The organism is Nostoc sp. FACHB-152 (assembly GCF_014697475.1).
In the GTDB taxonomy this organism is placed as follows: Bacteria; Cyanobacteriota; Cyanobacteriia; order Cyanobacteriales; family Nostocaceae; genus Nostoc_B.
Map to the genome: position 1 here is coordinate 35,049 of NZ_JACJRV010000037.1, position 16,565 is coordinate 51,613.

Sequence of the window (16,565 nt, forward strand, 5' to 3'; positions counted from 1 at the left end):
AAACAGTTAACAGGAATTATGCTGCAAGATCCCCGACTTTTTTAAGAAGTCGGGGATCTGACCAATCTCACTTATCAGTTTACAAGTCAAGCATTCACAATATAAGGTGAATTAATCGCCGCTACTCGACTAGCATCAACCAAAGCTTGATAAACCATCACCGCTACCTCTGCGCGTGTAGCATCGCGGGTAGGGTTGAGTTGCTTCAAGTTAGGGTGATTGACGATAATTTTCTTTTCTATAGCTTTGGCTACTTCATCTTTAGCATAGTCAGGAATCTTCGCTTGGTCATCAAAGATTTTGATAGCGTTTGCTACATTACCAGAAGTTCCTAGTCCTAAACCATTGACTAAAGAAACTAGAACTTGCACACGTTGAATATTTTGATTGGGACGGAAGGTATTATCAGGAAAACCAGAGAGAAATAAACCTTGATAAGCCTGTTGAATTACTTTCGATGCCCAAAAGCTGGCTGGTACATCTTTAAATTGAGTTGCTGCACGGTTTGATGCTGGGCTGAATGCTTTGACGATTAATGCCGCATACTGCGCCCTTGTCATTGTTGCATCAGGTTTAAAGGTGCGGTCTGGAAAACCGTTAATAATTCCCTGTTTGACCAGTTCCCGAATAAAAGCAGCTGCCCAATGATTACTAATATCAGTTAAATCGATAGAAGTGGGTGTAGGTGTTGGGGTCGGTACTGGCGTTGGTATCGGTTCAGGATCAATATCGGGTTCAGGTGTAGGTGTAGGTGTAGGTGTTGGCGTTGGTGTAGGTGTTGGCGTTGGCGTTGGTGTTGGGGTTGGTGTTGGCGTTGGCGTTGGGGTTGGTGTTGGCGTTGGCGTTGGGGTTGGTGTTGGTGTCGGAACTGGAGTGCTGGCAAACTCAACATTACCAGTGATTTTTTTTAGGTCTATTTGATTACCGACAGAAATCAGTTTATTAGAACTGGCATTTTGCAAATCGAATTTAGCGTTATTGCGGAAGATATTGCCTCCTGGTGTAGAAGCATTACCAATATCCGGTAGGGCAGTTGCAATTACTGTTAGACCATCATCGGTATTATTTTCACTAAGATTGTTGCGTAGTACTGGGCGGGCGTTGCCAGAAACGACTATCCCAGAACGGTTTTCACTAAATTTGTTATTTATGAGTGTGGGTGATGCTGTATCACTGATGGCAATGCCAAAACCTGTTTTAAAGCAAGCGTTATCTTGAATTTGACCTTTGGAATTTTTAGCGATCGCAATTCCATTGGCAGCATTTTCTGTAAACACATTACCTTGAATTGTTGGGTTAGCATCGCCTGTGGCAAAAACTCCCTCACGCTTACAATTTTTGAAGGTGCAGTTAGCAATGGTAGGAGTAGTTGATTCAGCCCAAGCACCACTACCACGAGAGGCTAGGTTTGTTACTGTCACACCCCGCAATTGGGCGTTGTCTAGCAGCACAAAGGTAACGTTTTGTTTCGCAAAAGTCCGACTGAGGTATTCACCACTGCCTTCAATTAAAATGCTGCTGCCTTTGTTGCCTTCGTTACCAATAACTTTCACACCCGATGGAATTGTGAGCGGAAAGCTTTCACCGCTAGCTGCGTTGTAATTACCATCTGCTAGTTGAATTGTCGTGTCGGGTGTAGCAACCTTGAGAGCTTGGGTAATTGTCTTAAATGGAGCCTGTTGGCTACCAGGATTGTTAATATTACCTGTTAAAGGATTTACGTAAAAGTTTTGAGCCATATTTATACAGCTAAAATATACATAGACATAGTAATATCGCTAACCATAACAATGGCTAGCGATCGCTAACATTTTGCAACATTAAATATTAAGTTGCTCTCAAAGATAGTAATTAGGGCTAGTAATGGTAGTAATGGTAGTAATGGGGCTGAAAATCTAGAATCAGAATGATCTTTGAGTGCAACTTGCTATAACTACCAAATGGAGCAGTTCGATTCCAGAAAAGTAGCAAAGAATTATTTATTTTTTTTTTCTGGTATACCAATAACCCAGGTAATTAGGACACTCGTACAAAGATACAATCTAGACAGCGAAAGACTTTTAACACTGTCAGCTGTCACATATCCACTGCGGTAACGACAGGATGATATGCCGTAACTGCGATCGCACCGACCAACGAAACCAAGTTGTTAGTGTTGGCTGTGTTTTAAAATCACGGTGTATGGTGTAGCGTAACCAGCAGACTGTGAAGCGACTAGGGCGTGTTTTCAAACTCGTTATATGGGAGAACGGTTAAAACCGTTACTACCCCCACAAAAACCATAAACAGGCAAGCCCAATAATGATCAGACGCTTGTTCCTGGTTATCAATGGCATCCTGTAGATACTGAGAACTAGAGCCTTGGCTTAAGCTAGCCGCGCGATCGCATCAAGTAATCTTGGTCAAACAATAGAGAGTTCCAAAGAATAGTAGCTAAAAAATTAGGGAATCCGTCTCAGCAATACACCAATAAGAATTTGCTTAAGAGACATTATTCCTGGAACTTTTCCGGCCATAGTAACAGATGCCCCTCGTTTGGGAAAAATAACTAACATAACAGGGTGTATTGGGCAAAAAGAGCATTTTTGTATTAATCTTTATCAGTATATTTACTTAATGATGATTAAAATCTCCCTGGAGTTGTTAGTGGCAAACCTTATCCACTAATCGAATCCTGTTTTACAATCTAAGACCAACATATACAAATGCTGAATTTCCAAGAAAATAGTTTAATTTTGGTTGTAGATGACAGTATTACTAATTTAGAAATTATCTCTGATGCATTAACTAATGGGGGATTTGATGTTGCTACAGCTAGGAACGGAGAAAAGGCATTACAACAAATTCAATATACTCAGCCTGAGCTAATTTTGCTAGATGTTATGATGCCTGTGATTGATGGATTTGAAACCTGCAAAAAATTAAAGGCAAATCCAGCAACCCAAGATATACCAGTAATTTTTATGACTGGGATTTCTGATACAGAAACTAAAGTCCAAGGGCTGGCTTTAGGTGCGGTTGACTATATTACTAAACCATTCCAAAAAGAAGAAGTTTTAGCAAGAATTAGAACGCATCTGCAATTACGTTATTTAACAAAGACTCTAGAAAATAGAGTTACAGCAAGAACAGCAGAACTTTCGCAAGCATTAAAAGATTTACAGGCATATCAACTCCAACTAATCCAGAAAGAAAAAATGTCAGCCTTAGGTCAGTTAGTAGCAGGTATTGCCCACGAAATTAATAATCCGGTTAGTTGCATTCATGGTAATCTTGGCCACACTGCTAATTATTTTCAGAACTTAATTAAAATTATTGACCTTTATCAGCAAAATTATCCTGAACCTATATCAGTAATTCAAGAAGAAATTGCGGAAATAGATTTAGATTATATTCGCTCTGATCTCCCGCATTTAATTACTTCAATGAAAGAAGGGGTGCAACGCATTCGGAATATTAGTAACAGCCTCAGGAATTTTTCACGTGCTGATAGCGATCGCAAAGTCTTCTGCAACATTCATAATGGCATTGATAGCACCATTATGATTCTCAGACACCGCTTAAAAGCAAGCAAAATTCGTCCCGAAATTGAAGTTATTAAAAATTATGGTAATTTACCTTCCATAACTTGCTTTAGTGGTCAATTAAATCAAGTATTTATGAATATTATAGCTAATGCGATTGATGCTATAGAAGAATCTAATGTAGGGCGTAGCTATAATGAAATTGAAAAAAATCATAAATATATTTTAATTGAAACTGCTCTCACTGAAGATAAAAATCATGTTGTGATTCGGATTAAAGACAATGGAGCAGGAATGACACCAGATGTTCAAAAGAAAATCTTTGAGCATTTATTTACTACTAAGCCTGTTGGTAGAGGTACAGGTTTAGGATTATCCATTGCCCATCAAATTATTGTCGAAAAGCATCAAGGTAGTTTAGATGTATATTCTGCACCAGAGAAAGGTTCGGAGTTTGTAATTACAATTCCAACTCATTAAAGCAAGGCAGGTTATAGGTTATATGTGACAGGGTTAAAAGTTTTTTGTTGGTCTACGTTGAATCATCTACGATGTTATAACTACTACCAATTCGTAATTAAGATGCGTTAGATATAACATGGTTTTCGGGGTTTGAATGTGATTTTAGAGAATTGGTATAACTCGCCTATAGCTATAGCTGATATTTTTAAATATTTATAAAAAATGACTAATAGCTATTCATCAATGAATGATTAGCTATTAGCCAGCAATGTAACTACAGGCAAACTACAGCTTTTCAGGTTGCTCTAAGGGAACTGAACTTACACGAGCAGTTGTCGCTTGTAAAATTGAGGTATGAGAGATGGAATTGTTAGCCAGGGTGAACAGTGGATTCGATAAAATCCCAGCTAAGGAAGTAGCAATTAAAGTTACTACTAGCCCTACTTGTAAAGGTCTTAATCCAGGTAAATTCCACTGCACTGCGGGATAGTTTTTTACTACATCGGACATTTCTTGGGGTTCTTTGACTACCATCATCTTGACTACACGAATGTAGTAATAGATGGAAACGACAGTAGTTACCAAACCTAGCAAAACTAATCCGTATAGACCAGCTTGCCAACCAGCCCAGAACAAGTAAATTTTGCCGAAAAATCCAGCTAATGGTGGAATACCCCCTAAAGACAGCAGGGAAATACTTAACCCTAATGTCAATAGTGGATCTTTTTGATATAAACCTGAGTATTCGGCAATTTGGTCGGTTCCTGTCCGTAGCGAGAAGAGAATCACACAGGTAAAACCGCACAGGTTCATAAACAAATAAACCAGCAGGTAAAATACCATGCTGGCGTATCCGGCCTCAGTACCAGCAATCATCCCAATCATCACAAAGCCAGCTTGAGCGATGGATGAATAAGCTAACATCCGTTTCATGCTAGTTTGTGCTAAAGCGACCACATTACCCAAAACCATACTGAGAATGGCAAGGGCTGTAAAGACAAATTTCCACTCGTCAGCTACAAGCGGAAAGGCTGTGGTCAGTAAGCGGATGGCTAAAGCAAACCCAGCTGCTTTAGAACCAACCGATAAAAAGGCAATTACAGGGGTGGGCGCACCTTCATAAACGTCTGGTGTCCACTGGTGGAAGGGCGCAGCAGAAATTTTGAAGCCAATACCTGCAATTACGAAAACAAGGGAAATCACCAAACCTAAAGATTGGCTGACATTAGCTGCGGCAATACCATCTGCGATCGCACTTAATTCTGTTTGACCGCCTGATAGCCCATACAGCAGAGAAACACCGTATAAAAATACTGCTGTACTAGAAGCACCAATCAGCAGATATTTCAACGCCGCTTCGTTAGAACGGGGGTCACGCTTGGTATAGCCTGTCAGCAGATAAGAGGAAATACTTAAGGTTTCTAGTGAGATGAAAATCATCACCAAGTCACTAGCACCTGATAAGAACATTCCACCTAAGGTAGCAGTCAGCAGAATAGCGATGAATTCTGCTAAGGCAGTACCACTCTGCTCAACATAGCGAATGGACATCAATATAGTGACAACGGCAGACAAAGCGATGATACCGCGAAACACCACACTGAGGTCATCACCAGTAAAGCTACCAGTAAAGGAGATGGGATTGATGACATCCCATTGATAGACAAGGGCGACAACTGCGGCGAGTAAACCTGCGATCGCTAGATATCCAATCCAACGTGCGGATGTACGCCCCAAAATCAAATCAACAATCAAAACCCCCAAGAGGGTAACAATCACAATTCCCTCTGGCAGAATTGTTCCAGCATTTAACTGGGATGCAAGATTAGCAAAATCCATGAGATATATAGGTTTTGGCGATTAGACATTAAGGCTAACTTTGTTCATTTTATCTATTGTTCATCACCAAAGTTGCATTCGCCTTTTTGTCTTTAGCATAGACTGACTCTTGGGTAAAAGTAGCTAAAAAGAAGCGTAACAGCTAACTACCACCTAAGACTCTATACTAATCATCAAATTAAATTATAGTTGAAATTTTATCCCGCAGCTTGGAATTACAGATCAGCCCCAAATATCTGATTACATATTAAATTTATTAAATTCTGCATTATTTAATACTAGCGAGGTGCCAAAAAATTCGTTTAAGGGATACAGATATCTGGCGCACATAAACCCGGAAATTTCAATGTTGTTACCTCAAAGGTATTTAAATCCACGCGACGAATAGCATGGTTATTAGTATCACTAATATATAAATAATTACCCATAACACTCAGCCCTGAAGGTTCAAAAAAGCGGCTATTATTTGCTTTTCCATCTAGTAAACCAGCAACACCATCCCCGAAAACTGTTTGGCTATTACCGCTAGTAGGACTCACCAATTTAATTTTGTGATTGTAAGTATCTGCTACCCAGAGAAAATTTTGAGCATATTCTACCCCCATACAGTGCTGTAGTCTTAAATCAGTACCTTGTCCATCCACATCACCAAAACCAAATAACTGTTGACTACCGCAAACAGTTCGTACTTGGTAAGGTTCCACAATTCCCAATGCACGAATTGAACTGATTTCACTGTCAGCAATATATAACTCTTGCCCATCAGTAGTAATACCACTAGGTTGAGCAAAAGCAGATTCAGCTATTGTTCCATCAACGCAACCCTCTGCACCAGTTCCTGCATATGTTTTGACAATGTTAGTTTCTAAATCCATTTGCCAAATTTGATGGGAACCTGCCATTGCAATGAATAAAATATTCCCTACTTTGACTAAATCCCACGGAGAATTTAGGGCTGTTTCTAAAGCATCGCCTGCAAGAGGATGAATGTTGTGACTTTGTTCACCAGTTCCAGCAATTGTTTCGACTACTTGATTTTTTAAATCTATTCTCCGCAAAGCATGATTTTCTGTATCAGCTACATAAAGGCTTTGGCTTTCAATATCAAATGCCATTCCCTGTGGTGCAGAAAACTGTGCTTCACTAAAACCACCATCAGTTAAACCTGATTTTCCTGTACCAATTACACCCAAAACTTCACCATCAAAGCTACTCATAACTAAGCGGTGATGTCCAGAATCAGCAATAAATAAACCTGCTGGTGTGGCTAAAACTTTACCCGGAAAAGCTAAGGGTGAGATTATTGGTTGTTGCTGTTTTTCTAGAATATGGCTGATTTCTTGAAAGTTAATTGTGCCTTTTTGTTGGTGTTCTTCAATTACCTTTGCAACTAACTGATCTAAAAAATCGCGCTTGCCTTCACCAGAAACATAACCAATCACGTAACCTTTTGGATCAATAATCATAAACGTTGGCCAAGCACGCACGGTGTACTCTTGCCAAATCCGAAAATCTTGGTCTACGACCACTGGGTGTTCTATGTCGTAGCGCAAGATAGCTTGACGAATATTTTCAGTTTCTTTTTCGTTGTCAAATTTGGCGGAGTGAACGCCGATAACTGTCAGGCTATCTTTATATTTATGTTCGAGATATTTCAGGTCAGGTAGAATGTGCAGACAATTAATGCAGCAGTATGTCCAAAAATCTAAGATGACAACTCTACCCCTAAGTTGTTTTAAAGACAATGGTTTATCAGTGTTTAGCCAAGCATAATTTTGCGGTAATTCTGGCGCTCTGACACGTGGAGTCATATCAATAGATGTTTATATTTTGTCAAATTATTCATAATCGAGTGAATTTGGCAGCGTAATTCCTTTGATTAAATCTTCCAATGGTTTTTTCTCATTCATATTTTTAACGAACTGCACCCAGTTCAATCCTTTCAAAAATAAAAATTCTGGGTCATCTGGTATTTGATTAACACCTGGTAACAATATTGGAATTAAAGGTATCTTTTCTTTAACTCTTCTATCGTGTAGCGATCGCAATTCTTCAAGTTGATAATCACCTAAACCATGAGAACTAATAAAAACTGCAGCTGATTTAGATTGTTTAATACCTTTTTGAATCCAATCTACAAAGCTCTGCCCAACAGGAATTTTTTCTTTGTCTAACCAAGGGTTCAACCCTCGCCTTCTTAAAGAGTTAGCAATTTTTTCTACTAGAGGTTTGTCTTTACTATTATGAGATAAAAATACATCAAAGTCATTGGTTACAAGTTTGCTTTCAATTTTACGCCCAGTATCAGCAGCTTTATCCATTTTTGGAATAGTTTCGTTACTAATTACTGTCAAACTTTTTTCACTTACGGTCAAATTTTCTTCACTATCCAGCAAGGAAACAGAGGTATCGCAGACATTACAGTTAATAAAGTCATAACCGCGCGATCTCCTACCCTCAGCCTGCTTCTCTGTAACAGGCGTTTCGCATTCAGAGCAAACAAAAATGCGACGGCTACGGATACTGTCAGGTAAAGCCCGCCGTTTAAGATGAGTGTGTACATATTTTTCAAATTGCAGCCTTGCCTCTTCACTGGCTTCGGGTTTAAAAAATAGGGTTAATTCGGCTTTGCCTTCATCAATATTGCTGAGGTAACGTAACCAAATGCCATACTCACCACCGTTTGTAGTTGTAAATATAGCAGCATTTTTCCACATTTCTTTACGTTGAAAAATTTCGCTACGAGATAGACGTATTACTAAAGTTGTATATACACTTATTACTGCACCTTCAAATTCAAAAATTACTGTTTTACCTTCTGGATCTGGGGCTTCTGGCCATTCACGGGTTAACTGAGAAGGGAAAACGAGCAAAGGTTCAGGATCGGTTTGAACACGCAAAGCAATTTCACGATCAATTAATTCTTGAACTGTAGCAATTAAAAGTAATTTTTCTTGTTGTTGATCAGCAATTCTTTCACATTCTGGCATCCGAAACCTGGCAGCTAATACGTCTTCTTCAACAATGTAACCCATCCCGTCGGGTTCATCTTTCGCGGCGTTAATAATTGCTGAGGCGTAAGCATCTAAGAGTTCTGGTTGCAGCAGAATCAAATTGCCAAAGCTAAGTCTGCGAATTAAATCCCGCGACTCCACTAGCCCAATACAGGTGTCAAATTGCTCTCTTACTTCTGTACAATCAGTAAGATCATTCCTGTGTTTTAAGAATGCACGGTATAAGTCATTTGCTGGGGATAGCAGCCTTTGATATTTTTCTTCTTGAACTAAAAAATATTTAATTTTCTGAAATACTTCTGTTGAAATTACTTTTGGTAAATTATCCCATTCAATTGCTTCACGAATTGCTGTGATCAGTTCTGGAATTTTCCATCCTTCTTTAGCACTAGTCTCAAAATATTGATCAAAACCTAACTCTTGTACTAAAGCATCAATGCGTTTTTTATTAACACTAAGACTACCTCTATCTGTACGGGCAATGACTAAAATTTTTTTTAAACTGAGCGCACCATCACCTTGCAATTTTTGCGCTTGCTTCAAAGCCCGATTCCAGTAATAAACTCCAGCAAAGGGATCAGTTTCACTACGAGCATCGATTACGATTAAGGCAACAGCTAATTCATTCAAATGTAATTGATGAATTAGGCGATAACTAGGCTGTCCGGCTAAGTCCCACAGAAGTATTTCTCTTACTTCGTGGCGATCTTCATTTAATTGCAAATCTTGTTTGTCAAAAGTCCAAACATGACGACCGTGTGTTGATTCTGTAGGTCGGAATTCTTGATTAGTTAATACTAAACTTAAACCAGACTTACCTACACCAGTTTCACCAACTAACACTACCTTAGCATTTCTGTATAAAGCAGAAGGATTAGTGATAGGGGTATTTAACAAAATATCTGGGTCAATCTTCCAAACACGAATAGCAGTATCAGCTGCGCCTAAAGTTGCCAAAATAGGTTTTTGTGGATGGAAAGCTAACCCAAAAGGCAGAGATTTAGATGTTTCCTCTTTCAGTACTGTTACAGTCTCCCAATTATCACAACGCCAAAGGCGAACAGTACCATCAGCAGATTTAGAGGCTAGAAATCTACTATCATGAGAAAATTTCACACAATTTACTGAGCCTGTATGTCCTTCTAATACAAATAATGTTTGTCCTGTTTGAGGATTCCAAAGCCGAATTGTGTTGTCAACAGAACTTGAAGCCAATAATCTTCCATCTGTTGACCAAGCAACACTATAAACATCTCCAGAATGACCTCTGAGGATTTTTTTCAGTTGTGTTGTTTCTTTATCCCAAAGACGAATTGTGCTGTCGTGAGAAGCAGAAGCCAAAACCTTTCCATCTGAAGACCATGCCAAACTATTTATTTGCCCTGAATGTCCTGGGATATGTTGTCTTTTTCTGGTTTTGATATATCCGAAAATAATTGACCAATCATCGCCTGTCCCGCCACTAGCAACTATTGTGTTATCTGGAGACCACGCCATACACAAGCATACGCCTGTGTGCATGGGGAATGTTTCTATTAATTCCTCAGTCTCAACTTTCCAAACGCGAACAGTATTATCAGCTGAGCCAGAGGCAATATATTTACTATCTGGAGACCAAACAATTGCCCAGACCCGCCCACTGTGGCCTTTAAGGGTATAAATACATTTACCAGTTTTGAAATCCCAAATTTTAACTGTACTGTCAAATGATGCTGATGCTAACATTTCTCCATTTGGAGACCATTCTACTCGGCTAATTAACCCATTGTGTTCGTGAAGCTCATATGTAAGTTGCCAACCATAAGGTATTGCCTTGGCATTCACTAAATTTTCCATATAAGTTTTATCTTTTTTAGCTAGTTTTTATTGTGTAGTTTAAATTCAATAGATTTTCCTTAGACAGGATATACAAAGCATTTTATTTAAAGAACTAATGTTTGATTCGCAAATAATATAGATATACTTATATATAGTCGTTTAGGTGATAATTAAAATTTTTAGCTTATATGTTGGTACCTAGCGATAAAGAATTTTGCTATAACAAAATATTTATATTTTATATAATTTTATACTATTTAGCAGATTGTAATAGGTTAAATTAAAACATTTTTATTGAGAATATAAAGTAAAAATAGAAGTTATCAACTTTAATTAAGGCTTTTTTCGGAAACTAGAGGTAATAAGCGGTAATTAGCGGCAATTTTATTAGACAACTTGGATTTTAATCGCACATAAAGTACCATTAAAAGTTGGAGATTTTTTGATTCTCATTTAAAAAAAAATAAGTTATAAGTTTGCGGAAAAATTAACTTTACAAAGGAATTATTAATATAGGCTTTGGGTATGATCTTAGTTAAGGCATATCTACATATCATGCTAGAACTAAATTCACTGTATCACGGAGATGGTTTTTAATTGTTATACACGCTTAAAAATAGTTAATAGGAGGAAGACATGGCAGCGATTCAAGTTAATGAAGTTATTTTTCAGAAGCTAAAACAGGCATACTCTGAAAAGTTTGGAAGTTCGCCCACTTCTTTAGTCAATAAATTAAATCATGTTTTTAAAGAAGAATTCGATGACAAAAATGAGAAGTTAATTGCAGAGCGGACAATTCGGAATTTTTTTAATTCTCCTGCGGTTCCAAAAATGCAAGAGAAAAATCTTAACTACTTATGTACTGTTCTTTTAGAGAAGAAAAGTTATACAGAAGCTGTAAACGAAATCAAGAATAATCACCCTGATATTGAAGAATATTCACTAGATAGTTATTGGAAACATCTTGAAAGAAAGTGCAAAATGATGAAGGTTTTGGATATGAATGAGCCAAGACCTATAGACAGTATTTATGTAAGGTTTAGTCTGATAAAAAATCCTCATGCCTCTAGGCAGCAAACTATTCAGTCTTTATTAAACTATCCAGATAATGAATTACATGAGAATGTTTATAAACGTTTACGCTTTTCTGGAAATGAATCTTATGAGCCAGCATTAGACGCTGCTATTAAATATCAGAAGCTGATAATTTTAGGAAAACCAGGAGCAGGTAAGACAACATTTCTAAAATATTTAGCTATGCATTTTATAGCAGAAGAATCAAACGATAAAGTTATACCAATTTTTATTGCTTTGCGAGATATATCAGATAACGGAGGTCATTTTAGCTTATTAGATGAAATCATTAAGGAGTTTACTAATTGTATGCCTAATTCAGAAAAAAATGTTTCAAAATTATTAGAGCGTGGGCAATGCTTAATTTTATTAGATGGCTTAGATGAAATTAAGGTTGATAATAATAGTATTTATAGTCAAATTGATGAATTTACAGAGAAATTTCCTGATAATCGCTTTATAATTACTTGTAGAAATGCGGCTTGTGATTATGTTTTTAATGATTTTACAGAAGTAGAAGTTGCCGATTTTGAACCAGAAGAAATCAAAACATTTGTCAGAAATTGGTTTCAATCTCGTGGAGAAGACAATATTTGCGATCGCTTTCTCAAAAAACTAGAAGAAAATCAACAAGTTAAAGAATTAGCTACTAATCCTTTATTGTTGACAATTTTATGTTTGACTTTTGAGGATAACTATGATTTTTCTAGCAATCGCTATGCTTTATATGCAGATGCAGTAGATACTCTTTTAAGAAGATGGGATGCCAGCCGTCGGGTAGAACGTAGGCAGCATTTTAATATATCACGCCAGCGTAAAATTAATATGTTTAGTGAAATAGCTTATAAAGGTTTAAGTAATGAACCAGCCAAATTTTTATGGACTCAATGGGAATTAAAAGACCAAATTGATCACTTTCTTCAAAAAATTGTTTCTGAAGAAATAGATACTCAAGAAATTCTTAAGCGTATTGAAGCAAATCATGGATTACTAATTCAACAAGCCAAAGGAATTTATTCTTTTGCTCATTTAACCTTTCAAGAATATTTTGCTGCTGAATATATAGTAGAAAATCGCCAACCAGAATTTCTCAAGAGTTTCGTCAAACAAAACTTATTAGAAAGGCATTGGCGAGAAGTATTTATTTTAATCACAGAAAGACTCAGCGACGCAGATGAATTTTTAAAGCTAATTTTTTCATATACCAATGACATTGTAAAAAATAGCCCAGGATTACAATCTATGCTTAGGTGGCTACACAAAATGACTTCTAATGCTGGCATTTCATCTAGCGGATGGAGGGCTTATTACTTAGCTATTGACTTAGATGTAGAACTTTATATTAGTCAAGATATCCAAATTGAACGCTCTCTTTTTGGAAAATTAGCAACTGAGTTAAGAAATTATAATAAAAAACGCAACAAGTTAACTCCTCCCCAACCGAAAGCTTTGCTTATCTCTCGATTAGTAGGAATTCATGCTTTAGCTATAGATCAAGCTAATATTGATAATAAACTTAGTGAAAAAACTGAGTTCACCCGCAAAGTCTTTCAACTCAAAAATATTAATGAACAACTAAGTTTTGCAATTGATAAAGCACAAGAAGCAAATATTAATGATTTAGCAAATAAATTAATAATCTTACAAAGCCGTCATCCTGGTAGTAATGCTTCTAGTTTCGAATGGAAGATATGGGCAGTAGAATTACAAAAACTTATGGTTAATTATCTTGAGGTTGGTTACAGCATCGATCTCGCGCCAGAGGATGTTAAAGCTTTAGAAGATTATATTTATGCAAATTACTTATTACTAGAGTGTATTTGTGGAGAAAATAATTCTTCAAGAAGCCTGAGAGACGCAATCATTGATAATTTGCTGTTACCTCAAGATGAGATTCCTACTCCTTTGTTAAATGTTTGACATTTTGTTACGCATATCTCAATACCCTAGCGAGCGCAAACATATAATCTCATCAAAGTTAATTTGTATTGCTGTATACAAATTAACTTTTTTTTAAGGATAATGCCGCTTGTTACCGCTTATTGCCGGATATTGCCGTAAAGTTTATACTTTAAAAAGCATTCTGATACGCGTTTACAAGCAAGTTAGGAACAGCTAAGTTATGTTGAACAAAGATAACACTATCAAACGCTCAGTGAAATTCTGTAATCACAAACCAGGCGATCCTTGGGAAGATGAAGGTTGTTGTGGACAGTTGGAAGTAGCCAATCAAGCCAAAGCGAATCCAAGAATTAATGAAGAAACTGGAGAACTAATCCAGCCAGATGAAGAAGATAATGCTATTCAGTTGACACCTTAAGTAAGATCATTTTTATAAATTTCTGGATGTTGCATCACTATTGAAAAAGCTGACAAGCTTAACTAAGACTCAATTACTCACCTGCATACAGCAAACTACATCCCAGTTTGATACAGGAAAAGTGTGCGATCGCATTCCGCAATTAGCAAAAGCTAATCCTTCGTGGTTTGCCGTTCACGTCTGCTGTATCCCAGGTCAAACTTACAGTTTAGGGAATACAGAATGTGTGTTTCCCTTAATGAGTGTGATTAAACCATTTTCATTTCTGTATCTGCTGGAACAGATGGGTGCAGACACAGTTTTGCAGTGGGTTGGAGTCGAACCATCGGATGCGGCTTTCAATTCTTTAGACCAATTAATTACTGATGGCGGACATCCCCGCAACCCCATGATTAATAGTGGTGCAATTACCCTAGCCGATAAATTACCAGGAAAAACAGCAAGCGATCGCACTTACAATCTGTGTCAGTGGTTAAATCAGCTAACAGATTCCCAACTATATTTAGATGAAATCATGCTGGCTTCAGTACGCGCTTCACGTTCACCAGCCAACCAAGCACTCGTTAATTATCTAGCCGAACAAAATCGTCTCGACAATCCCGAAATAGCTCTTGACACATACGAGCAAATATGCTGTTTATCTGGGAAAGTTGAAGACTTAGCTTTATTAGGAAAAATCTTAGCTGGTGCTAATAATTTACACCATCATCGAATAGTCAACGCCGTTATGTTAACCTGCGGACTCTACCAAGCCTCAGCTAAATTCGCCATCAAAATTGGTCTACCCATGAAATCAGGCATAAGTGGTGGACTGTTAGCCATAGTACCAAACCAAGGAGCGATCGCCTGCTACAGTCCCGCCTTAGATAGTATCGGAAATTCCGTAGCTGCGATCGCTTTCATTGCGACTCTAACCCAAAAACTAGAGTTGAATATCTCTTGAAAAAACTCTGTGTACCTCCCTTCGGGTTCACCAGTCGCCTGCGGAGGGAAACCCTCCCGCAGCGCTGGTTCACCGCGTTTACCTCAGCGTACCTTTGCGTTTAAAAAATTTCTCATTCCTCTTCTTGAGGTGTTGGTATTACCTCTGGCTGTTGTTGTAGTACAGGTGACTCAATAACCTCTGGTATTGCAGGAACTAAAGTAGGTGAAGGCGTTGGAAGTGGACGACGCTGAAAATATTTACCCAACCTAGATTTTAAAGGCTCAGTTTCTTGTTTTTTAGGGACTTCTGTTGCTTGAGGTGTTGGTATCACCTCTGGCTGTGGTGACTCAGTTGGTTGAGTTTCTGGAGTTGGTGTTACCTCTGGTTGTGGTGACTCAGTTGGTTGAGTTTCTGGAGTTGGTGTTACCTCTGATTGTGGTGACTCAGTTGGTTGAGGTGTTGGTGTTACTTCTGGCTGTGGTAACTCCGTCGGTTGTGGTTGAACTACCTCTGGAATTTCAGGTGTTGGAACTGGTTGTTTTTCTGGTTCTGGTGGCTTGGCAATGTAACTTTGATCTACAATGCTTTTTACTTCATCAGCCTTGAGTTCACCTCTGACAATCCGGGACAAGGTATCTTTGCCCTTTGGTTGATAGTTGACCAATCTCACAGTAGTATTAAAGGCATTTTTGACAGTATTACCCTGATTATCTAAAAATTCCAGCTTCACCCAATTATTTCCAGGTATGAGGCCTTTGAGGTAAACTGCTTGCCAGCGATCAAAAACAAAACTTTCACCGTTAATTGTGCAACGAATGCGCCAATCACTAAACGGATCATCTGAGTTATCTTTAGCATTTAGGCGCAGAGGAGCGTTCGTCAAGTAAAAGTCAAGTAAGATTGGTTCGGCTCCGTAACTGCTTTGGGGACGGCTGTAAGTAAGTAGAGGTAGGCTAGGATCAGGGCTGTTATCGTCAGTTTTGGTAAAAATATGAAATGTTGTCTGGGCATACGCACCCTCATTCTTAAAGCTTTCATGCCAAGGACGGGACGCAAATACGCGTAAGGTGTGTGTACCTGGAGACAACTCTGGTAAACTTAAAGGCTGATTTAAATCATACACAGGTATGTAAGGCCGATTATCCAAAATGACATGGAGATGTGGACCTAATTCAAACTGTGGGTCTTTAAATATAGGTAAATCTTTTACCTGAAAGCGAACTGTAACGGTAGTGTCTTGAAGAACTTCATCCGGTTTAGGAGTAATAATATTAACCTGTGGCCGGTAAACTTCTAAAGTTTGGCGTAGTTCTTGAATTATTTCAGGTGGCGCAACTTCAGTAAATTGCTGTGAAATTTGTTGATTTTTTTCCGGGGGACGAATAGATACATCTTGGCTAACCGCTTTATCGCCACAACTGCTTAAGCTGATCGCTAGCATTAGTATTAATAACCACCTATAAATAGTCAAACTCCTAGGGAGGATCTGTTTTAAAGGCTTCACATACCACAAATTCATGCCTTATACCCAGCTATAGCTTGTAAAAACTAAAAAGTATTTTGGAATAAACTATCCATCGGACACCATA

General features: G+C 38.0%; 10 protein-coding genes. 4 read left to right on the top strand and 6 right to left on the bottom strand.

Translation table 11 applies throughout. From position 1 onward, the window contains the following. Positions 1–86: 86 nt before the first annotated feature. Together H6G76_RS21585 and H6G76_RS21590 are read right to left on the bottom strand one after the other, a co-directional pair. Positions 87–1,739, bottom strand: a complete 1,653-nt coding sequence (locus H6G76_RS21585) for a DUF1565 domain-containing protein (protein WP_190705316.1) — start codon at positions 1,737–1,739, stop codon at positions 87–89. Between the two features lie 330 nt (positions 1,740–2,069). After that, positions 2,070–2,231 (bottom strand): hypothetical protein, encoded by a 162-nt coding sequence (locus tag H6G76_RS21590; protein ID WP_190705319.1) that lies wholly within the window; start codon positions 2,229–2,231, stop codon positions 2,070–2,072. A gap of 474 nt (positions 2,232–2,705) precedes the next feature. Between H6G76_RS21590 and H6G76_RS21595 the strand changes: the two genes are divergently transcribed. Next, positions 2,706–4,004: a sensor histidine kinase gene (locus tag H6G76_RS21595; protein ID WP_190705322.1), complete on the top strand. Its 1,299-nt coding sequence runs from the start codon at positions 2,706–2,708 to the stop codon at positions 4,002–4,004. A gap of 267 nt (positions 4,005–4,271) precedes the next feature. Here H6G76_RS21595 and H6G76_RS21600 read toward each other — a convergent pair whose 3' ends face one another. The 3 genes from H6G76_RS21600 to H6G76_RS21610 form a co-directional block, all read right to left on the bottom strand. Beyond that, positions 4,272–5,825 (bottom strand): NAD(P)H-quinone oxidoreductase subunit N, encoded by a 1,554-nt coding sequence (locus H6G76_RS21600; RefSeq protein WP_190705325.1) that lies wholly within the window; start codon positions 5,823–5,825, stop codon positions 4,272–4,274. Between the two features lie 302 nt (positions 5,826–6,127). Further along, entirely contained in the window at positions 6,128–7,636 is a 1,509-nt protein-coding gene (locus tag H6G76_RS21605; protein WP_190705328.1) for a thioredoxin-like domain-containing protein, read from the bottom strand. Between the two features lie 27 nt (positions 7,637–7,663). Continuing rightward, positions 7,664–10,675: a TIR domain-containing protein gene (locus H6G76_RS21610; RefSeq protein WP_190705331.1), complete on the bottom strand. Its 3,012-nt coding sequence runs from the start codon at positions 10,673–10,675 to the stop codon at positions 7,664–7,666. Between the two features lie 618 nt (positions 10,676–11,293). Here H6G76_RS21610 and H6G76_RS21615 point away from each other — a divergent pair. The 3 genes from H6G76_RS21615 to glsA all read left to right on the top strand — a co-directional run bounded on the left by H6G76_RS21615 (position 11,294) and on the right by glsA (position 14,994). Further along, positions 11,294–13,651: an NACHT domain-containing NTPase gene (locus H6G76_RS21615; RefSeq protein WP_190705333.1), complete on the top strand. Its 2,358-nt coding sequence runs from the start codon at positions 11,294–11,296 to the stop codon at positions 13,649–13,651. A 202-nt stretch (positions 13,652–13,853) separates the two neighbouring features. Continuing rightward, on the top strand, positions 13,854–14,051 hold the full coding sequence (locus H6G76_RS21620; protein ID WP_190705335.1) for a hypothetical protein: 198 nt from the start codon (positions 13,854–13,856) through the stop codon (positions 14,049–14,051). Positions 14,052–14,091: 40 nt separating this feature from the next. Beyond that, complete coding sequence (gene glsA / locus H6G76_RS21625; RefSeq protein WP_190705338.1) at positions 14,092–14,994, top strand: glutaminase A; 903 nt, start codon at positions 14,092–14,094, stop codon at positions 14,992–14,994. A gap of 112 nt (positions 14,995–15,106) precedes the next feature. On the opposite strand, the gene H6G76_RS21630 is transcribed toward glsA, so the two are convergent. Further along, on the bottom strand, positions 15,107–16,417 hold the full coding sequence (locus H6G76_RS21630; RefSeq protein WP_397333671.1) for a hypothetical protein: 1,311 nt from the start codon (positions 16,415–16,417) through the stop codon (positions 15,107–15,109). Positions 16,418–16,565 lie beyond the last annotated feature (148 nt).